This window comes from Gordonia sp. X0973 (genome assembly GCF_013348785.1).
Taxonomy (GTDB): Bacteria; Actinomycetota; Actinomycetes; order Mycobacteriales; family Mycobacteriaceae; genus Gordonia.
Genome location: NZ_CP054691.1, coordinates 1,299,938 through 1,319,839, shown reverse-complemented (window position 1 = coordinate 1,319,839; position 19,902 = coordinate 1,299,938). Strand labels below are relative to the sequence as shown.

Sequence of the window (19,902 nt, the reverse complement as noted above, 5' to 3'; positions counted from 1 at the left end):
TCACGCCTTCACGCACGTCGCGAGCACCGCGCGCATCGCGGCCGCCTCGTTCTGGGTGACCCAAAGTCCGTAGGCCAGCTTCACGTCGATCTGCCGGTTGACGTAGGTGCACCGGTACGCGCGGTTCGGCGGCAGGAACACGGCGGCGTCCATCGGTCCCTTGTCCTGGTTGACCCACCGCTGCACCGCCTGCAGGTTGCGGGGATCGTTGGCGAGGTTGCGCCGTTTCGCGTCGTCGAAGTACCGCGCCCCGGTGGTCCAGGCATTGGCCAGCGACACCAGGTGGTCGATCTCGACCGCGCCCGAGGTCGTCGGGCCGCGCACGAAGGCGACCGCCTGCCCGGTGTACTGGTCGTGCAGCGTCCCGGTCGAGACGAAACACCCGCCCGGGCGCATCACCACGTCGGTCAGGTCGCGGCGCAGGATGTCGTCGCGGGTGTTGCAGCCGTTGTGGCCGAACTCCACGTCGACGTTGTCGTCCCACAGCGGCCCGAACGCGTCACGCGTATAGCCCTGCATCGAGACTCGCCTGCGCACCGGCAGTCGCAGCAGCTTGCCGAGGCCGGCGGTATCGATGTAGGTCGAGGCCGGGCCGATGGCCACGGTGGACGGAATACCCGACGCGCTGACCGATTCGGCCTTTTCCAACAGGTAATCCTGCAGGCCACAGCCCGATTCGGAGAGCACGAGCAGACCCGCGAGTACGACTGCGGCCGTCCGGAACCTGTGAATCACATCCAAATTATGCGTCAAGTAGGTGTCAAAGCGGTCTCTGCGTTGCCCATCCGCATCAATTGCAACTAAGTTCAGTGAAGTTGACCACCCTCCCGACAGATCGAGGTAGACCACCCATGCGCGCATCCGCCCTGCTGACTGCCGCCCTGGCGCCCGCCGCCGTCGCCCTGACGATCGGCATGGCCGCCCCTGCCGCCGCAGCACCGGCCCCCTCCGGCGCCCCCGTGTACTCCGGAATGGAGATCACGATGGAGAAGACCATCGTGGACCTGGGTAGCTACGGCCTCGTCACCCCGGCCAAGTGCACCCTCGGTGCCGTCGTGAGCAACCGGCGCGCCATCACCGCGGGCCACTGCGGCAAGGTCGGCACCAAGGTCTACAACGCCAAGGGCGGACAGATCGGCACCATCACGTCGAACCTGATCTCCCGCCGTGCCGACCTGGCGGTCATCACGCTGAACCCGGGTCTGGCCACCAAGGTCGACGCCATCAACTGGAGCGGCAGCATCGCCAAGGGTGCGCCGGTCAGCAAGACCGGCATCACCACCGGCACCACGCGCGGCGCCGTCGTCAACCCGAAGCCGCAGCTCCTGACGGCCGTCGAGTGCCCGCTGTTCACCCCCGGCGCCGTGTGCGCCGTGATCCCGCCGGCGCTGCTGGTCAACCAGCACACGCTCGTGATCGAGGCTTCCTTCCAGTCCAAGCCGGGCGACTCGGGCAGCGGGGTCCGCAACGGCGCGGGCCAGATCGTCGGCATCGTCTCGTCGATCCCGACCTCGACCGACGCCAAGGGACGCCCGATCATCCGTTCCTTCTACACGCCGATCTCGTTCACCCCGGGCAACCTGCGGTAGCCCAACCGGGACCAACACCAGCGCCGGGCCACTCGTCGACGAGTGGCCCGGCGCTGGTCTATCCGGTGCGCGAGACAGGACTTGAACCTGCACGTCCGTAGACACTGGAACCTAAATCCAGCGCGTCTGCCAATTCCGCCACTCGCGCGTAGCGCGCACCACACTACACCGAGGCGATTGCCCTCGACACGGTCGGGACGGGTACCGTCGAACGTATGTCGCAGACCCGTCAACCACGGCGCCACCGCCCGGCGCTGATCGCGTTAACGCTGGTCGCGGCGCTGACCTGCCTGGGACTCGCGTATTGGCAGTGGACCCGGTTCGAGTCCGCCGCCGGCACTTTCCAGAACCTCGGCTACGCACTTCAATGGCCGGCGTTCGCCGCCGCGGTGATCTATGCCTACCGGCGCTTCGTGGTCCTCGAGAGCGACCCGGAGGAGAAGGCGAAGCTCGAGGCACGGCTGCGCGCCAGCACCGAGATCCCCGACGACCTGCTGCCGCAGCGGCCGACGTTGCCCAGCGTCGACGCCGTGCGCGACGACCTGGCCGGTCGGCCGACCGACGACGACGAGCTGGCGAGCTACAACGCCTACCTGAAACAGCTGAACGATACCGACGCGAACGACGCCGATAGGATGTCCCCGTGACCGACACCCAGCCCACCACCCCCGACACCGCGACGCAGGCGGCCAACGCGGCCAAGATCCCCGGTGCCCTCGCGCGCTATCGGGCCCTCGCCTGGTTCACCGGTATCTGGTTGCTGGTGCTCGTCGCCGAGATCATCGCCAAGTACGGCTTCGGTGTCCAACACCTGAATTGGATCGGGATCGTCCACGGCTGGGTGTACTTCGTCTACCTGATCTTCTGCCTCGACCTCGCGTTCAAGGCGCGGTGGAGCATCGGCAAGACCATCGCCACCGCCCTGGCCGGCACGATCCCGTTCCTGTCCTTCTACGTCGAGCACATCCGCACGAAGGACGTCAAAGCGCAGTTCGGGCTCTAGAAGACCCTGGCGATGTGGCCTCACCTGCAGTCTTAGGGTTGTAGATAGAACATTTATTCGATAGAATTCGGTGTATGAACACCACAGCCGCCGCGCGAGACGTGCCGCAGGTCCAGAGTGTGTTCCCCACCCCGATCGACCCACGTCTGGCAGAGCTGTGGGCCGAATTCACCACCAATGATCTCCTGTGGCAATCGCGCGCCCGCGCGGTCGCAGTACCGGCCGCCTTCGCGGTCGGCGAACCCGAGGCAACCGTCGATGTCCTCGCCCGCTGCGGGTCCGCAGCGGCGATGTTGGCGTGGATCGAGTACCGCGAGATCGGGGCCATGCACACCGAACTGCTGGCCACCGGGAAACCCGAACCGTCCGCGGGTGGGGTCAAACTCCTCGACGTCGACACCCAGGCCGCCGCTCGCATCGCCATGTCCCGGGCCATCACCCAACGCTCGGCCGAATCCTGGCTCGCCGATGCAATCGTCATGCGTGATCGACTTGTCGAAGTCGGTACTTGTCTGCGGGACGGGATCATCTCACCTCGCCAGTTCCGATTGATCATCACACGCGTCGAACTGATCGAACCGTGGTCAGCGGACATCGATACCGCGATCGCCGACTTGCTGCGCGGACGAACCGGGACGTGGTCCAACAAGCGCCTGGTCGACATGATCGATCGGATCGTATTCCGCCACGACCCCGACGCGGTGCGCCGCCGCCACGAGAATGCGAAAGAATCGCGGTCCGTCTGGATCGCCCCCGGTGCCGACGGCATGGCCACCCTCGGCGCCACCATGACCGCCCACGATGCCCAGATCGCGTTGGGCAGCGTGCACCTACTCGCCGACACGGTGTGCCCCAACGATCGTCGCACCACGAGCGAGCGGCGATGCGACGCCCTGTTCGCGTTGTTGACCGGCACCACGTTCACCTGCGACCACACCAACGCCACCACCGGTGACAGCACTGAGCCGTGTACCGCCACAATTCCCGAGCCCGACGCACTCGCAGCATGGGTGGCCGACCGCCAGAACACCGCGATCGCCAAGGGCCGTGTGTTGGTGCACGTCATCGCCGACCAGAGCACCGTCGACTGCCACAACGACCAGCCGGCGTTCATGGACGGGCACGGCGTCATCTCCGCCGCCCACCTACGCGACCTGATCGACCGCGACGACACCCGGATCCGACCCCTCGCACCCACCACCGGCACGCCCGGCAGCAGTGGTGCAGCGTTGTCGTTGCCGACGCATCTGCCGTCGAACCCCTACCGTCCGTCCACCGCACTAGATGTGTTCGTGCGAGCCCGCGACGGGTATTGCACCGCCCCCGGCTGCGACCAACCGGCATCTCGGTGCGATCTGGACCACGTCACCGAGTACGACCACGACCATCCCGAACGAGGTGGGCAAACCACTCCCGATGGCCTAGCGGCAAAATGCCGGTTGCACCACCTGCTCAAGACTTTCGGTGAAAGGTGGGTCGATGACCAATACCGCAGTCCCCGCGGGCGCCTGATCTCCGAAGTCATCACCCCGGAAGGCATCCGGTGTCCCGGACCCGCCGAAACCAACGCCGACCTGTTCCTCAGTCTCGACGAGATTCGCTGGCATCGGCCGGGTCTCGATACAACCGCTCCTTCGTCGCGGTCACTCGACCACCGGCCTCCCCGCGACCGCACCAAAGCCAAACACGCCCGCCGTCGGGCAGAACGTCAAGCCAACCGCGCCCACCGGCTCGCCCTCGAATGGGAAGCCGCCGAACACGACTACCACCGGCGCAAGACCAGCCCCCGCGAAACCGATGGCGACCCGCCCTTTTGACTTACTCTGACGTCACTCTCTGACGTCACTCCCCGAAGTGGTCAGCCCAGCCGACGCAGCGCGGGCAGCAACTGCGCCAATGCCTTGCCCCGGTGGCTGAGCGCATCCTTCTCGGCAGGCTCGAGTTCGGCCGAGGTACGACCCCCGGCGGCCTCGTCGTCGGGGACGAACAGCGGGTCGTAGCCGAACCCGGATGCCCCGCGCGGTGCCGACACGATGGTTCCCCGCCACTCCCCGCGCACGACGGTCTCCGCCCCCGAGGGCAGGACCAGCGCGCAGGCCGAGACGAAGGCGGCACCGCGACGGTCGACCGGCACATCGCCCAGCTGGCCCAACAGCAGGTCGTTGTTGGCCTGATCGTCGCCGTGACGACCCGACCATCTCGCGGAGAGCACACCCGGCATGCCGTTCAGCGCATCGACGGCCAGCCCGGAATCGTCGGCCACACAGGCCAGCCCGGTCGCCGCCGCCCCGGAGCGGGCCTTGATGAGTGCGTTCTCCTCGAAGGTCGCCCCGGTCTCCGGCTCCTCCGGGTAGGCCGGCACGTCGTCGAGTCCGACGATCTCGATGCCCGACAGACCGGCGGAGGCGACGACGCGGCGCAGCTCCGTCAGCTTCTTGGCATTGCGCGACGCGAGCAGGACGCGGGTCATCAGGAGTTCGCGACGCCGGGCAGGACGCCCGGGTAGTCGTCGGCGAGCACTTCGCGCTGGGCGGCGAACAATTTCTCGGTTCCCGCCTGGGCCAGGTCGAGCAGCTTGTCGAGCGTCGCGCGGGAGAAGGTCGCCCCCTCGGCGGTGCCCTGCACCTCGACGAGGGTGCCCGCATCGGTCGCGACGACGTTCATGTCGACCTCGGCGCGCGAGTCCTCCTCATACGGCAGGTCCAGGCGCACCCGCCCGTCGACGATGCCGACGCTGACGGCCGCGATCGCGCAGGACAGCGGCTGCGGGTCGGTGAGCTTGTCACCGGCGCGCAGGTAGGTGATCGCGTCGGCGAGGGCGACGTAGGCACCGGTGATCGCCGCGGTGCGCGTGCCGCCGTCGGCCTGGAGGACGTCGCAGTCGATGGCGATGGTGTTCTCGCCGATGGCCGAGAGGTCGACGCAGGCGCGCAGCGACCGGCCGATCAACCGGCTGATCTCGTGGGTGCGGCCGCCGACCTTTCCCTTGACCGATTCGCGCGAGTTGCGCTCGTGCGTGGCCGCGGGCAGCATCGCGTACTCGGCCGTGAGCCAGCCCTTGCCGGAGCCTTTGCGCCACCGGGGCACGCCCTCGGTCACGCTGGCCGTACACAGGACCCTGGTCTGACCGAATTCGACCAGCACCGAGCCGGCCGGGTGGGTGGTGAATCCGCGGGTGAATCGAATGGGCCGGAGTTCGTCGTCGGCTCGGCCGTCTGCACGTGTCGTCACGCGCACAACTCTAATGCCCTGCGCGTCAGGCCCGCGACGCCACCGCCGACACGTCCAACTCCTGGCCCTGCTGCACCAGCTCGATATGACCGGAGAAGGCAGACCGCGCCTCGGCGAGGATGTCGGCCGACGAGGTCCACGGCGGTATGTGCGTGATCGCGAGGACCCCGACGCCGGCGGCCTGCGCCGCCTGCCCCGCCTCCACCCCGGACATGTGCAGATGCGACGGCCGGTTAGCGGGGTCGTGCGTCCACGATGCCTCGCACAGGAAGACGTCGGCGCCGCGCGCTAACTCGATGAGCTGATCGCAGGGCGCGGTATCACCGCTGTAGGCCAGGACCTCCCCGTTCGGGCCGGCGATCCGCAGACCATAGGTCGCCGGCGGATGGTCCATCTTGCGCGCGTCGAAGGTGAGCCCCCGCAGGGCCACCGGCTCGCCCTCGACCCACTCGGCGACGTCGAAGGTGTCGCTGATGTCGTCGATCTCGCCGGGGAACTCCGACGAACCCGCGCCGATCCGCTGTGCGGTTCCCTCCGGTCCGAACATCGGCGCGCGGCCGGTCGCCGGAACGGGCGCCCATCTGCGCCACACCAACATCGCGGGCAGGTCCATGCAGTGGTCGGCATGCAGGTGGCTCAACACCACTGCCACGTCGTTGGGGTCGGCGACGGCCTGGAGTTCCCCGAACACGCCAGGTCCGCAGTCGATGAGAACGGGCAGTTCACCGGGGGCGGACACAAGGTATCCCGAACACGCCGCCCCGGGGCCGTTAACGCTGCCCGAGCATCCAAGGACTGTCAGATGCATGGCACCACTCTGCCATGCCGCGCTCGACGCCCGACGCCGAATGGCCTGTTGCGACCCATCTGTGACCCGGCTCCGCTGCTCACGTCCACATCGGCTTCCGCTGCGCCGAGGTTTGCGACCGTATTGCGACACCAAACCTCGGCACTACGGTCGAATCGACGCTACAGGTGCTCGACGTGCCCGACCGCCGGGCCGAGGAACCGCTTGGCCAGCTGCGACCGACAAGGTTTCGGCCTGAACACGCACGCGGTCCTCACCACAGGGAATAGTGTGAGTCCCACTTCAAAGGCGATGGGAGTCGATCGTGGCAACGCTCAGCGAGCAAATCAGCGCATTGGCACGGAAGATTGAATCCACGAAAGACGGCATCGAAACCGAGGAAGCTACAAAGAATGCCTTCATTATGCCGTTCATCTCCAACGTGCTCGGATATGACGTATTCGATCCGGCCGAGGTGGTGCCAGAGTTCACCGCTGATGTGGCGCTAAAGCGCGGCGAGAAGGTCGACTACGCAATCTTCCACGATGGAAGCATTCAACTTCTGATCGAATGCAAACCCATCGGATCACCCCTTGATCTTCGACATGCAGGCCAGCTCTTCCGCTACTTCTCGGTCACGTCCGCCCGCATCGCGATCCTGACCAACGGACAGGAATACCAGGTGTTCACCGATAGCGAGCTGCCGAACCGTATGGACGAGAAGCCGTTCCTGGTGTTCGACCTACTCGATCTGGATCGCAGCCTCCTGCCCGAAATTCAGAAGCTATCGAAGGACGCTTTCGATCTGGACTCGGTTATCAACGCCGCACAAGAGCTGAAGTATGTCGGCGGTATCCGCCGTCTGATCGCCGACGAGGTCAAAGAACCTTCCGACGATTGGGTCCGATACTTCGTCTCTCGAATCTACGACGGCAAGGCGACTCAGAGAGTGCTCGACCAGTTCCGCCCCCTCGTCGCGAAGGCACTCGGTCAATACGTCGGCGCACAGGTCAACGACCGACTCAAGGCCGCGTTGGGCGACGACGCAAACGCGGAGAACGACGCATCAGTGGCGGCTAGGCAGCAGACCAAGATCGAGACCGAACCCCTCGTCGAGGCGGACACGCCGTCGCCGGACATCGTCACGACCGATGAGGAGATCGATGGGTTCAACATCGTGAGGGCGATCGCCGTCGCCGAAGTCCCGCCCGAGCGCGTCAGCTTCCGCGACGGCAAGGCATACTTCGCCGTGCTCTTGGACGACAACAACCGCAAACCTGTTATTCGCCTGCACTTGAACGGTCAGAATGTGAAGTTCGTATCGACCTTCGAGCGTGGAAAAGATGCACCGACTCGGCACGACATCGAATCCGTGGTCGACATCTACCGCGTGTCAGACCAGATTCGGCAGACGATCCGCAGCCACCTGACCTGACGACTTCCGCTGCGCCGAGGTTTGCGACCGGATAGCGACACCAAACCTCGGCATTACGGTCGAATCGACGCTACAGGTGCTCGACGTGCCCGACCGCCGGGCCGAGGAACCGCTTGGCCAGCTTGGCGAAGGAGTCGGGGGCGCCGGTCGCGGTGAAGACGCGCTTGCTCTCGCGGTTGGAGTGCGGGTGCAGCAGGTCCATCTCGGTCAGCACCCGCAGTACATCCTTGGCGGTCTCCTCGGCACTGGAGACGAGGGTGACCTCCTCGCCCATCGCGAGCTGGAGGACCCCGGACAGCAGCGGGTAGTGCGTGCAGCCGAGTACCAACGTGTCGACGGCGGCCTCCTGCAGCGGCTCCACATATCCCTGCGCCAATCCGAGGATCTGGCGCCCGCTGGTGATCCCGCGCTCCACGAAGTCCACGAACTTCGGGCAGGCCACCGAGGTGATCTGTGCGTCGCGCGCGGCCGCGAACGCGTCCTCGTAGGCGCGCGAGGAGACCGTGGCCTGGGTGCCGATCACACCGATGCGCCCGGACTTGGTCGTCGCGACGGCCCGACGGACCGCGGGCAGCACGACCTCGATGACCGGGATGGGCGCGTATCGCTCCCGGGCGTCGCGCAGACATGCGGCCGACGCGGTGTTGCAGGCGATGACGATGGCCTTGACGCCGCGTGAGGCCAGCTCGTCGCCGATCGCCAACGCGTGCCGGCGGACCTCGGGGATCGTGAGCGGGCCGTACGGACCGTTGGCGGTGTCGCCGATGTAAACGATGTCCTCGTCGGGCAGTTGATCGATGATCGCGCGCGCGACGGTCAGGCCGCCCACACCGGAATCGAAGATGCCGATCGGCGCCTGCTGGTCGATGCTGATCGGGCTGGCCTGGTCCACAGTGAGACGATTTTACGCCGACGCATCGGCGCTCATGCCCACAGCTGGCCCTCGACGCCCGCCACGGCGGCGTCGGGATCGGCCCCGTACACGCCGGTCGACAGATACTTCCAGCCCGCGTCGGGCATCACCATCGCGATGTCGGCGCACTCGCCGGCGCGCACCGCCGCCTGCGCCAGCCGCATCCCGGCGTGCAGGATGGCCCCGGTCGACACCCCGGCGAAGATCCCCTCCACCTCGACGAGTTCGCGCACCCGCGCCACCGCGTCCTCGCCGGTCACCGAGAAGCGCCTGGTGAGGACCGATTCGTCGTAGAGCTCCGGCACAAACCCCTCGTCGACGTTGCGCAGGCCGTAGACCTCGTCGCCATACCGCGGCTCGGCCGCGACGATCGCGATGTCGTCGCGCTTCTCCCGCAGAAACCGACCGACCCCCATCAGGGTGCCGGTGGTGCCCAGGCCCGCGACGAATGCCGTGATCTCCGGCAGATCGGCCCACAGCTCGGGCGCGGTGTGCTCGTAGTGCGCACGGGCGTTGGCCTCGTTGCCGTACTGGTAGAGCATCGTCCAATCCGGGTTGTCCGCGGCCAGCTCCTTGGCCACCGCGACAGCGGTATTCGACCCGCCCGCGGCGGGCGAGGAGATGATCCGCGCGCCGTACATCTCCAACAACTGCCGTCGCTCGGCCGACGTGTTCTCCGGCATCACGCAGATCAGGCGGTACCCCTTGAGCTTGCAGGCCATCGCCAACGAGATCCCGGTGTTGCCGCTCGTCGGCTCCAGCACCGTCGCCCCGGGTTTCAGCGTCCCGTCGCGCTCGGCCGCCTCGACCATCGCCAACGCCGCCCGGTCCTTGATCGACCCGGTCGGATTGCGGTCCTCGAGCTTCAGCCACAACCGGACGTGGAGGTCCATTCGCTCCGCTCCCGGCGCCGGGTCGGCCCAGCGCGGTGACAACCGCGGCAATCCGACCAGCGGGGTGTGGCCCACCGACTCGACGAGCGAGTCGTAACGCGCCACCTCAGCCCCCGGCGGCGATGAACGGTGCGCCCCCGGCGACGGCCGGGAGCACGGTGACGTCGTCCCCGTCGCCGACCGGGGTGTCCGGGCCGCCGGTGAAGCGGACGTCCTCGTCGTTGACATAGATGTTGACGAAGCGCAGCAGGGCGCCGTCGTCGTCGCGCAGCCGCCCCTTGAGTCCGGGGTGGTTGGCCTCGAGGTCGGCGAACACCTCGGCCAGCGTCGTGCCGTCGGCACTGACCCGCTTGGCCCCGCCGACGTGCGGCCGCAGGATCGTCGGGATCGATACGGAGACGGACATGATCACTCCTTGTTTCGGGCTGGATGGTCGTCGGAGTCCGGATCGGGCACGACGAAGGCCGGGCCGTCCCCGCCCTCCCCGTCGACGACGACGGGTTCGGCGGTGATCTCCCCGTCGACGATCCGATAGCTGCACACCAGGGCGACGTCGGGATCGGCCGTCCCGATCAACACGTAGTGGGCGCCGGGTTCAGCGGCCAGCCCGGCATCGGTCCGCGACGGGTAGGGCTCGGTGGCCGTGTGGCTGTGATAGACGACGACCGGCTCCTCGTCGGCCTCGTCCATCGCCCGCCACACCTTGAGCTGTTCACCCGAGTCGAACCGGTAGAACGTCGGCGAGCGCTCGGCGTTGAGCATCGGCACGAACCGCGTCGGATCGTCCGACCCCGCCGGACCGGCCAGGATTCCGCAGGCCTCGTCGGGATGGTCGGCGCGCGCGTGTTCCACCATCTGCGTCACCAGCCGACGATCGATCCGCAGCATCATTCCCCGCTATCGGCCGGCGCCAGCGCAGACGGCAGCAGCTCCCGCAGCGCGGGCAATCCGGCCACCGGGTCGGCGGCCAGCACCGCGTTGACGATCGCCCGCTGCGTCACCGTTGCCGCGGCGGCGCTCACGGCGGCCACGATCGCCACGTCGGGGTGCATCCCCGGCGGCGTCAGACCGCGCAGCGCGTCGCGGGCCGAACCCGGGGTGGCACCGGTCGCGACCGCGAAAATCGTGTCGCCGTCCAGCGGCGAGTGCGCGGGCACGATCGCGCGGGCCAGGCCGTCGTGGGCCGCCATCGCGATCCGCTTGGTGCAAGCCTGGTCGAGATCGGCGTCGGTCGCGACCACGCCGATCGTCGTGTTCAGCGGCGTCGACTTGGCGCGCGCCGCCCCCAGCGCGGCCCGGTCCGACTCCGACGGCGGCTGTAGCCCGTAGTACCGCAGATCGCTCTCGCCCGCGCCCCACGGCAAACCGGTGGCGGGATCGAGCACGTCACCGACGGGATTGGCGACGATCAGCGCGCCGACGGTGATCCCGGCAGCCGCCCCCTCGTCGAAAGTGATGCTCGCCGTGCCGATGCCGCCTTTGAGCGCACCGGCCCGCGCACCGGTGCCGGCGCCCACCGTGCCGGTGGCGAAATCCGGTCCGGCGGCGGCCAGCGCGGCGGCGCCGAAGGTGGCGTCCGGGCGGGCCGACCAGTCACCGACGAGGAGGTCGAAGATCACCGCCCCGGCGACGATCGGCACCACGTGGCCCAGCGTGTCCATCGGGAGCCCGATGCCGCGCTCCTCCAGCCCGAGCATCACGCCGTCGGCCGCGGCGAGCCCGAACGCGCTGCCGCCGCTCAACACGATGGCGTGCGCCGTTTGCACCGTGTTCGCCGGATCGAGCAGATCCGTCTCCCGGGTGCCCGGCCCGCCGCCGCGGACGTCGACGGCGACCGCGGCTCCGGGCGGAACCGTCACGACGGTGGTCCCCGTCGCCCAGCCGCTACCCGCGGACTCAGGCGTGCCCAGAACAACCTCGGCGTCGAGGCGCGTGTGGTGGCCGACGCCGATCCCGGCGACCTCGGTGATCCGGTCGCCCGGCGTGCTCGTCGTCATCGGCCTTCCCCACTCCCCATCATCTCCTCGACGAGGATCCACTGCTGCTCGGTCAGCCACCGGTACACGTGCAAGTGCGCGGCATAGGGATGGTCGGGTGCCAATTCCTCTGGGGTGTCCTCGGAGATGCCGAGCATCGCCCCCAACGACAGCCGCACGTCGTTGATCGCGGTCAGCCATTGGTCGGCCTGCGCCGCGGTGAGGGTGATCTCGCCGCCGCCCACCGGCACGGTGTCGAGCAGGCAATGCGCCGCGGCCAGCTTGTCGTCGATGATGAGCGGCTCGTTGATGCTGCGCAACGCGCCGTTGAGGTCCCCGTTGACCGCGTCGCAGCCCAGCTCCTCGTCCTGGTCGGGCCGGTGGAAGTCGGGCAGCAACCGGCCCAGCGTCGCGTCCTGCGGCGCAACCGAGTGCCCGGACGCGATGCCGGTGAGCGCCGAGAGGTCGTCGACGGGCGCGGAGTCGGCGCGCTCGGTGAGCAGCTCGCACATCGAGGTGACGATGGACCGCAGCAACTCGGATTCGTGCTGGCTGCAGTGCGCGGAGTAGGTGGCGCGCTCGCCCGAACCCCGTCGCCTCCACCCGGCCAGATGGTGCACGCTCATGAATCCCGCTGCATCGTCGCCCACAGCCCGGCGGTGTGGAGTTTGCGCACGTCGGCCTCCATCCGGTCCCGCGACCCCGACGAGACGACAGCCTTGCCCTCCGTGTGTACCTGCATCATCAGTTCGTGTGCCTTGGCGCGCGAGTAGCCGAACAGTTTCTGGAACACGTAGGTCACATACGGCATCAGGTTCACCGGGTCGTCCCAGACGACCGCCACCCACGGACGGTCGATCGACTCGTCGACCGTCGTCTCCGGCTCGGCGACGGTGGCACCCGAAGGCGCGGCCGCGCTGCCGCCTGACTCGAGGGACATGAGACTAGGGTAACGAGAGTGACCCGCCCAAGCACAGCTCTCCTCACCGATCACTACGAGCTGACGATGATCTCGGCCGCGCGATCACACCCCGCGGCGGACCGGCCCTGCGTGTTCGAGGTATTCGCCCGACGTCTGCCCGACGGTCGTCGCTACGGCGTCGTCGGCGGCACCGGACGACTCCTCGACGCCCTCGCCGACTTCCGGTTCACCTCCGACGAGCTGGCCCTCGTCTCGGAATTCCTCGACGACGAGACGGTGGCCTGGCTCGCCGACTACCGCTTCACCGGCCAGATCGACGGCTACCGCGAGGGCGAGCTGTACTTCCCCGGTTCCCCCATCCTCACCGTCAAGGCACCCTTCGCCGACGCGGTGATCCTCGAGACCCTGATCCTCTCGATCCTCAACCACGACAGCGCCATCGCCTCGGCCGCCGCGCGCATGGTCTCGGCGGCCGGGACCAGGCCGATCATCGAGATGGGGTCGCGGCGCACCCACGAGTACGCCGCGGTGGCCAGTGCCAGGGCGGCCTACCTCGCCGGTGTGACGGCGACGTCGAACCTGGAGGCCGCACGCAGCTACGGCGTGCCCAGCGCGGGCACCGCGGCGCACGCCTTCACCCTGCTGTTCACCGACGAGAAGGGGCCGCAGGAGACCGACGCCTTCCGCGCGCAGGTCGCCCGGCTGGGCACCGGCACCACGCTGCTGGTGGACACCTACGACATCACCCGCGGCGTCGCCAACGCCATCGAGGCCGCCGGACCGGAGTTGGGCGCGGTCCGTATCGACTCCGGCGACCTGGGCATTCTCGCCCGCCAGGTGCGCGACCAGCTGGACTCCCTGGGCGCGCACAAGACGAAGATCGTCGTCTCCGGCGACCTCGACGAATACGCGATCGCCTCGCTGCGCGCCGAGCCGGTCGACATCTACGGCGTCGGCACGTCGCTGGTCACCGGCAGCGGTGCGCCGACCGCAGGCATGGTCTACAAGCTCGTCGAGATCGACGGCATCCCCGTCGCCAAACGGTCCAGCCACAAGGAATCGCACGGCGGGGCGAAGGGTGCCGCGCGCATCGCCCGGCCGTCGGGGACGGTGACCGAAGAGGTGCTGTACCCGGCCGGCGCGCCGGCACCGGAGGTCGCCGGCCACGCGACGACACCGCTGCAGGTGCCGCTGGTCCGCGACGGTGCCGTCGTCGCCGACGCCGGCACGCTGACCGACGCCCGCGAGCACCTGCGCGCCGCGCTGGTGACCCTGCCGTGGGAGGGGCTGGGCCTCTCACACGGCGAACCCGCCATCCCCACCCGCTATGCGTTCTGAGTCGACGCGTGACCGCTGAGACCTCGCCGGCGCCAATCTCCGCCGCGACCACCGATCTCCTCGCCGCGGCGGTACAGGCGCTGGGCGGACAGACCCGCGACGGCCAGGTCCGCATGTGCGGCGCCGTCGCCCACGCCATCGACACCGGCGAACACCTCGCGGTGCAGGCCGGCACCGGCACCGGCAAGTCGCTGGCCTATCTGGTCCCGGCGATCGCCCACGCCTGCGAGTCGGGCAAGACCGTCGTCGTCTCGACCGCGACCATCGCCCTGCAGCGCCAGCTCATCGAGCGCGACCTGCCCCGGTTGGCGCCGGCGCTGGCCGACCCGTTGGGCTCCGAACCCAGCTTCGCAATCCTCAAGGGCCGCTCGAACTACCTGTGCCTCAACAAGATCCACGGCGGCCTCGCCGACGAACCGGATACCGAGCTGTTCGACGCCTTCGAGATGTCGCGAACCGGGCGCGAGGTCACCCGCCTGCGGGAATGGTGCTCGGACACCGAGACCGGTGATCGCGACGACCTCTCCCCCGGCGTCTCCGACCGCTCCTGGCGGCAGGTCAGCGTTAGTGCGCGCGAATGCCTCGGCGCGGCCAACTGCAGCTTCTCCGACGACTGTTTCGCCGAGCGCGCCCGCGACCTCGCGGCGCATTCCGACGTCGTCGTCACCAACCACGCGATGCTGGCCATCGACGCGCTCTCCCCGGCCCAGATCCTGCCCGAGCACGACGTCGTCATCATCGACGAGGCCCACGAGCTGACCGACCGCATCACCTCGGTCGCCACCGACGAACTCTCGGCCGCGTCGGTGACGCTGGCCGCCCGGCGCGCGGCCAAACTGGTCGACGAGGAACTGGTCGACGACGTGCTCGGCGGCGCCGAATTGCTCGAACGGCTGCTGGAGGATTCGACGCCGCGGCTGCTGACGTCGTTGCCGAACGGCTGGGACTCGGCGCTGGCCAGCCTGCGCGACCGGTTGTGGCGGGCGCGCAGCGGGATCGGCCCGGTGCGCGCGAGCGGCGACACCGACGGCGACGCGGCCGCCGCGCGATCGGCGGCGATCACGTCGCTCGAGGAACTGCACGACGCGGCCGTCCGCGTGCTGACCGCCTTCGACGAGCCGGACGCCGCCAAACGGCGCGATGTCGTGTGGCTGGCCGAGGAACCGTTGAAATCCGGCTCCGTTCGGCGGGTGCTGCGCATCGCGCCGCTCTCGGTCGGCGGGCTGCTGCGCGCCTCGCTCTTCGCCGACGCCACCGTCGTGCTGACGTCGGCCACCCTCGTCGTCGGCGGCTCCTTCGACGCCCTGGCGACGACGTGGGGACTCCCCGTCGCCGGCAACCAGGCGCGCGACGAGGCGGCCACCACCGGGGATGTGACGGCCACCGGAAAGGCGGTCCCCGCCGACGACGAGGTGCTCCGGTGGCGCGGGGTCGACGTCGGGTCACCATTCGACTACCCGCGCTCGGCCATCCTCTACGTCGCCAAGCACCTGCCCCCGCCCGGGCGCGGCGGGTTGTCCGACGAGATGCTCGCCGAACTGGAGAAGCTCATGGCCGCCGCGCGCGGGCGGACGCTGGGACTCTTCTCGTCGATGCGGGCCGCCCGCGAGGCCGCCGAGGCACTGCGCGAGCGCACCGACACCCCCATCCTGTGTCAGGGCGAAGACTCCACGTCGACGCTGGTCCGCCGCTTCAGCGAGGACCCGGCGACCTGCCTGTTCGGCACGCTGTCGCTGTGGCAGGGGGTCGACGTGCCCGGCGACTCCCTCTCCCTGGTCGTCATCGACCGCATCCCCTTTCCGCGCCCCGACGATCCGCTGGCCAGTGCCCGCGCCCGCGCGGCCGAAGCGGCCGGCGGCAACGGGTTCATGGCGGTGTCGGCGAACCACGCGGCGCTCCTGTTGGCCCAGGGTGCTGGCCGGCTGCTCCGGTCGACCACCGATCGCGGCGTCGTCGCCGTCCTCGACTCCCGCCTGGCCACCGCGCGGTACGGGAACTACCTACTCACGTCGCTGCCCCCGTTCTGGAAGACCACCGACACCGCGACGGTCCTCGCCGCCCTCGACCGGCTGACCGCATGACGTCCGGGGTCGCGTGAGCATCGCGGGGAGCGACCCGCGGCTTCCGGCGGCCGATCTGGACGCCCTCGGCGCGCACACCCACACCGATCCCCATTCGGTCCTCGGTCCGCACCCGCTGCCCGACGGCCGATGGGCGGTCCGCGTCCTGCGCCCGCAGGCGACGGCGGTGACCGTCCTCGTCGGCGAGACCGAGTGGCCGATGACCGAATCCGCCGACGGGGTGTGGACGGCCGCGGTGGAATCCGGGCACGCCGTCGTCGACGACTACCGGCTGCGCGCCCACTACACCGACCCCGACCGCGAATTCGTCGTCGCCGATCCCTACCGGTTCGCGCCCACCGTCGACGAGGAGGCGCTGCGGCTCGTCGTCGAGGGCCGGCACCGACGGCTGTGGGAGGTCCTCGGGGCCCGGCCCCTCGCCGTCGACTCCGCGTCGGGCCCGGTGGCCGGGGTGGCCTTCTCGGTGTGGGCGCCCAGCGCTCGCGGCGTCACCGTCGTCGGCGATTTCGAGGGCTGGGAAGGGCGCATGGCCCCGATGCGACGCCTGGGTTCCAGCGGCGTGTGGGAGGTGTTCCTGCCCGAGGTGCGCGCCGGTGAGCTGTACAAATTCCGCGTCCACGGCGCCGACGGGACGGTCGTCGACAAAGCCGACCCGATGGCGCGCTTCGCCGAGACCGCGCCCGGCACCGCGTCGATCATCACCGGCGACGGCGGGCATCGCTGGGGTGACTCGGATTGGCTGGCGGGGCGCTCGCATACCGATCCGCTCACCGCCCCGATGAGCATCTACGAGGTCCACCTCGCGTCGTGGCGTCCCGGGCTGGGCTATCGCGAGCTCGCCGTCGAGCTGGTCGACTACGTCGCCGCTGCGGGCTTCTCCCACGTCGAGCTGCTGCCCGTCGCGGAACACCCGTACGGCGGGTCGTGGGGCTACCAGGTGACCTCCTACTTCGCGCCGTCGTCGCGGTTGGGCACCCCCGACGACTTCCGGTTTCTCGTCGACGCCTTCCACCGGCGCGGCATCGGCGTGCTCGTCGACTGGGTGCCGGCGCATTTCCCCCGCGACGCGTGGGCGCTCGCCCGGTTCGACGGCTCCCCCACCTACGAGCACGCCGACCCGCAACGCGGCGAACACCCCGATTGGGGCACCCTCGTCTTCGATTTCGGCCGTCGCGAGGTCGCCGGGTTCCTCGTCGCCAACGCGCTGTACTGGATCGAGGAATTCCATCTCGACGGGCTGCGCGTCGACGCGGTCGCCTCGATGCTGTATCTCGACTACTCGCGCGGTCCCGGGCGGTGGACGCCGAATATCCACGGGGGCTTGGAGAACCTGGAGGCCGTGGCCTTCCTGCGGGAGCTGAACGAGGCGGTCCACGACGCGCATCCCGGCGTCGTCACGATCGCCGAGGAGTCGACGTCGTGGCCGGGGGTCACCCGCCCGACCTCGGCCGGCGGCCTCGGCTTCTCCCTCAAATGGAGTATGGGCTGGATGCACGACACCCTCGCGTTCCTCTCCCGCGACGCGACCGACCGTGCCTTCCACCACCACGAGATCACGTTCTCGCTCATGTACGCGTTCAACGAACACTTCCTGCTGCCGCTCTCCCACGACGAGGTGGTCCACGAGAAGGGCACACTGTGGACCCGGGTCCCCGGCGACGACGACGCGAAGGCCCGCGCGGTGCGCTTCTTCCTGGCCTATCAGTGGTGCCATCCGGGCAAGCAGTTGCTGTTCATGGGCCAGGAGTTCGGCCAGACCGCCGAATGGGCCGATCAGCGCGGCGTCGACTGGCACGAACTCGACGAGGACGGTCGCGGCGAGGGGCCGGCGGCGCTGCACCGCGGGATCGCGCGCCTCGTCGGGGAGCTGAACTCACTCTCGCACCGCCTGTCCGCGCTCCACGGCCGTGACGCGTCACCCACCGGCTACGAATGGATCTCCGCGGGCGAGGCCTCCTCACCCGTCTTCGGCTTCTGCCGTCGCGGCGACGGTTCGACGCTGGTGTGCCTGTTCAACGTCGCGCCCGATCCGTTCGGCGAGTATCGCGTGGGGATGCCCGAACCCGGGCGCTGGACGGTCGTGTTCGACAGCGACGACGAGCGGTACGGCGGCCGTCGCTCCGAACAGGTCGACGTGGGCGCGGTCTACGACACCGAGGACATCCCCTGGCAGGGTCGCGCCACGTCGATCGCCCTCCCGCTGGCCGCGAACACATCGGTCTGGCTCGAGCTCGGCTGAGCCGCTATCCGCCGACCTGGGTGCCCACTCGGCACGATTTGGGTGCCCACGGTCTCGATACGGTTCCTCGCCCCAGGGGGCTCGGATCCACTCGACCAGCGCGGCGGGGTTGGGGTGCCCACTCGGCGGTCAGAAGAGGGCGGAGGCCAGCTTTCGACGCGCGGCCATCACGACCGGCTCACTCGGCTCGTACAGCTCGAAGTACTCCAACAGTCGTGCCCGGGCACGCGCGCGGTCGTCATCCGCGGTGGCCCGCACCAACTCGACGAGCCGGTCGAAGGCCGCCTCCGGTTGCTGGTTGAGCAGCTCGACGTCGGCGGCGGCGAGCTGGGAGTCGACGTCACCGGGGACGGCGAGCTCGACCGCGGAGGCCGGTTGCTTCGACGCGCGGGCGACGAAGGTCAGGTTTCGGACCAACGACGCCGCCTCGACGTTGTGCGGTTCCGCGTCGGCGATCTCCCGATAGTCGGCGAGCGCGCCGTCCAGATCACCGGCGTCGAGCTTGTCGGCGGCGGCGACCATCTTCGGGTCCTCCGGCTCCTCGACCGGCGCCGGGGCTCCGGGAAGGTTGGGATAGGCCTGGCCGACCTGGGCGAAGACGTCGTCGAGCCAGGTCTGGACCTCCGACGGCGATTTGGCGCCGGCGAAGGCCGACACCGGCTGCCCGTGCGCGAGCGCGATGACCATCGGCACCGACTGCGCGCGGAACGCCTGGGCGATGCGCGGATTCGTCTCGACGTCGACCCGGGCGAGCACCCAGCGACCACCGGCCCGCGCGGCCGACTGCTCCAGGACCGACGACAGCTCGGCGGTCTCCCCGCCCAACGCCGCGGTCAGCTCGACCACTACGGGCTGGCGCGTCGACGCCTCGATGGCGTCGCGCTCGAAGGTCGCCTCGGTGACGTCGACGACCGGCCCGGACGGAACCGGCGCCGCGCCCGCTCCCCCCGCGGGTGGTGGCGGCGCGGACTGCCCGGCGCGACGGGCCTCGGCCCGGTCCTTGAGGACGGACAGGTCAACGGCGCCCGACATCGCTGCGGCAGCTTGCTGCTGACGGGCGGCCGCGGCGGCCTGCTGACGATTGACTGGTCTGCTCACACGTCCATTTTGGCATGTTCGGCGGGCGCCTCGCCGTCGCGATCACCGGCGGGCTCCTGCACGGCCGCCGAGAGTTCGGCCAACCGTCCGCTGCGGCGCGCCCACCACTCGAAGACGAGGGTGCCGAACGGCGGCAGCGACGACACCAGCGCCAACCCGAGGGTGATCAGATTCCACTTCAGCGCACGGGCGGTGAGGAAGGAGACGGCGACGAAGGCCAGGAACACGATGCCGTGCACCATGCCGGGGATCCGGACGGCCGACTCATGTCCCTCGACCCACTTGAAGTACATCGCCACCAACAGCGCGGCCCAGGTGATCGCCTCGGCGACCGCGACGAAGCGGAACCGTTTGGCGGGAGTCGACAAATCGAAAACAGTCTTCACGATGATCCTTT

Annotated in this window: 21 protein-coding genes and 1 tRNA gene; 8 read left to right on the top strand and 14 right to left on the bottom strand. The window is 69.2% G+C overall.

Annotation, left to right across the window (positions count from 1 at the left end):
* Complete coding sequence (locus tag HUN08_RS06505) at window positions 1–735, bottom strand: HNH endonuclease family protein (protein ID WP_301546927.1); 735 nt, start codon at window positions 733–735, stop codon at window positions 1–3.
* A gap of 116 nt (window positions 736–851) precedes the next feature.
* Between HUN08_RS06505 and HUN08_RS06500 the strand changes: the two genes are divergently transcribed.
* The gene (locus tag HUN08_RS06500) at window positions 852–1,589 is read left to right on the top strand and encodes a trypsin-like serine protease (protein WP_124248366.1); all 738 of its coding nucleotides are present in this window, start codon (window positions 852–854) and stop codon (window positions 1,587–1,589) included.
* Between the two features lie 66 nt (window positions 1,590–1,655).
* Here the strand turns inward: HUN08_RS06500 and HUN08_RS06495 are convergent.
* Window positions 1,656–1,737: transfer RNA gene (locus tag HUN08_RS06495), tRNA-Leu, on the bottom strand.
* Window positions 1,738–1,804: 67 nt separating this feature from the next.
* Between HUN08_RS06495 and HUN08_RS06490 the strand changes: the two genes are divergently transcribed.
* From HUN08_RS06490 to HUN08_RS06480, 3 genes are all read left to right on the top strand, one after another.
* A complete protein-coding gene (locus tag HUN08_RS06490) occupies window positions 1,805–2,236 on the top strand; it encodes a transcriptional regulator (RefSeq protein WP_124248365.1) in 432 nt (143 codons plus the stop codon).
* Complete coding sequence (locus tag HUN08_RS06485; RefSeq protein WP_124248364.1) at window positions 2,233–2,592, top strand: DUF3817 domain-containing protein; 360 nt, start codon at window positions 2,233–2,235, stop codon at window positions 2,590–2,592. The genes HUN08_RS06490 and HUN08_RS06485 overlap by 4 nt, the downstream gene beginning before the upstream one ends.
* Before the next feature lie 74 nt (window positions 2,593–2,666).
* Window positions 2,667–4,409: an HNH endonuclease signature motif containing protein gene (locus tag HUN08_RS06480; RefSeq protein WP_124248363.1), complete on the top strand. Its 1,743-nt coding sequence runs from the start codon at window positions 2,667–2,669 to the stop codon at window positions 4,407–4,409.
* Between the two features lie 41 nt (window positions 4,410–4,450).
* On the opposite strand, the gene rdgB is transcribed toward HUN08_RS06480, so the two are convergent.
* The 3 genes from rdgB to HUN08_RS06465 are packed head-to-tail and all read right to left on the bottom strand — an operon-like array spanning window position 4,451 to window position 6,631.
* Entirely contained in the window at window positions 4,451–5,062 is a 612-nt protein-coding gene (gene rdgB, locus HUN08_RS06475) for an RdgB/HAM1 family non-canonical purine NTP pyrophosphatase (RefSeq protein ID WP_124248362.1), read from the bottom strand.
* Entirely contained in the window at window positions 5,062–5,823 is a 762-nt protein-coding gene (rph, locus tag HUN08_RS06470) for a ribonuclease PH (RefSeq protein WP_124248361.1), read from the bottom strand. The genes rdgB and rph overlap by 1 nt, the downstream gene beginning before the upstream one ends.
* A 25-nt stretch (window positions 5,824–5,848) precedes the next feature.
* Window positions 5,849–6,631, bottom strand: coding sequence for a cyclic nucleotide-degrading phosphodiesterase (locus HUN08_RS06465; protein ID WP_124248360.1), 783 nt, complete (start codon window positions 6,629–6,631; stop codon window positions 5,849–5,851).
* Window positions 6,632–6,935: 304 nt separating this feature from the next.
* Between HUN08_RS06465 and HUN08_RS06460 the strand changes: the two genes are divergently transcribed.
* Complete coding sequence (locus tag HUN08_RS06460; RefSeq protein ID WP_301546926.1) at window positions 6,936–8,045, top strand: type I restriction endonuclease; 1,110 nt, start codon at window positions 6,936–6,938, stop codon at window positions 8,043–8,045.
* A gap of 70 nt (window positions 8,046–8,115) precedes the next feature.
* Here the strand turns inward: HUN08_RS06460 and murI are convergent, their stop codons facing one another.
* The 7 genes from murI to clpS are packed head-to-tail and all read right to left on the bottom strand — an operon-like array spanning window position 8,116 to window position 12,767.
* Window positions 8,116–8,937 (bottom strand): glutamate racemase, encoded by an 822-nt coding sequence (gene murI / locus HUN08_RS06455; protein WP_174900888.1) that lies wholly within the window; start codon window positions 8,935–8,937, stop codon window positions 8,116–8,118.
* Between the two features lie 32 nt (window positions 8,938–8,969).
* Window positions 8,970–9,956: a PLP-dependent cysteine synthase family protein gene (locus tag HUN08_RS06450; protein WP_124248359.1), complete on the bottom strand. Its 987-nt coding sequence runs from the start codon at window positions 9,954–9,956 to the stop codon at window positions 8,970–8,972.
* A gap of 1 nt (window position 9,957) precedes the next feature.
* On the bottom strand, window positions 9,958–10,257 hold the full coding sequence (locus HUN08_RS06445; protein WP_124248358.1) for a MoaD/ThiS family protein: 300 nt from the start codon (window positions 10,255–10,257) through the stop codon (window positions 9,958–9,960).
* 2 nt (window positions 10,258–10,259) lie between these two features.
* Window positions 10,260–10,739, bottom strand: a complete 480-nt coding sequence (locus HUN08_RS06440; RefSeq protein ID WP_124248357.1) for a Mov34/MPN/PAD-1 family protein — start codon at window positions 10,737–10,739, stop codon at window positions 10,260–10,262.
* A complete protein-coding gene (locus HUN08_RS06435) occupies window positions 10,739–11,848 on the bottom strand; it encodes a P1 family peptidase (protein WP_124248356.1) in 1,110 nt (369 codons plus the stop codon). Before HUN08_RS06435 ends, HUN08_RS06440 begins: the two co-directional genes overlap by 1 nt.
* Complete coding sequence (locus tag HUN08_RS06430) at window positions 11,845–12,438, bottom strand: DUF2017 domain-containing protein (protein ID WP_301546974.1); 594 nt, start codon at window positions 12,436–12,438, stop codon at window positions 11,845–11,847. The genes HUN08_RS06435 and HUN08_RS06430 overlap by 4 nt, the downstream gene beginning before the upstream one ends.
* A gap of 11 nt (window positions 12,439–12,449) precedes the next feature.
* Window positions 12,450–12,767 (bottom strand): ATP-dependent Clp protease adapter ClpS, encoded by a 318-nt coding sequence (clpS, locus tag HUN08_RS06425; RefSeq protein ID WP_174900887.1) that lies wholly within the window; start codon window positions 12,765–12,767, stop codon window positions 12,450–12,452.
* An 18-nt stretch (window positions 12,768–12,785) separates the two neighbouring features.
* Between clpS and HUN08_RS06420 the strand changes: the two genes are divergently transcribed.
* Genes HUN08_RS06420 through glgB form a run of 3 tightly spaced genes read left to right on the top strand, consistent with a single transcriptional unit; the run spans window position 12,786 to window position 18,407 of the window.
* Entirely contained in the window at window positions 12,786–14,087 is a 1,302-nt protein-coding gene (locus tag HUN08_RS06420; protein ID WP_124248354.1) for a nicotinate phosphoribosyltransferase, read from the top strand.
* 8 nt (window positions 14,088–14,095) lie between these two features.
* On the top strand, window positions 14,096–16,168 hold the full coding sequence (locus HUN08_RS06415) for an ATP-dependent DNA helicase (protein ID WP_301546925.1): 2,073 nt from the start codon (window positions 14,096–14,098) through the stop codon (window positions 16,166–16,168).
* Window positions 16,169–16,187: 19 nt separating this feature from the next.
* Window positions 16,188–18,407 (top strand): 1,4-alpha-glucan branching protein GlgB, encoded by a 2,220-nt coding sequence (glgB, locus tag HUN08_RS06410; RefSeq protein WP_301546973.1) that lies wholly within the window; start codon window positions 16,188–16,190, stop codon window positions 18,405–18,407.
* A gap of 129 nt (window positions 18,408–18,536) precedes the next feature.
* Here the strand turns inward: glgB and HUN08_RS06405 are convergent, their stop codons facing one another.
* Together HUN08_RS06405 and HUN08_RS06400 are read right to left on the bottom strand one after the other, a co-directional pair.
* Window positions 18,537–19,505 carry a tetratricopeptide repeat protein gene (locus tag HUN08_RS06405; protein ID WP_301546924.1) on the bottom strand — a complete coding sequence of 323 codons (969 nt, stop codon included), beginning with the start codon at window positions 19,503–19,505 and terminating at the stop codon, window positions 18,537–18,539.
* Window positions 19,502–19,891, bottom strand: a complete 390-nt coding sequence (locus tag HUN08_RS06400) for a DUF3817 domain-containing protein (protein WP_124248352.1) — start codon at window positions 19,889–19,891, stop codon at window positions 19,502–19,504. The genes HUN08_RS06405 and HUN08_RS06400 overlap by 4 nt, the downstream gene beginning before the upstream one ends.
* Between the last annotated feature and the right edge of the window lie 11 nt (window positions 19,892–19,902).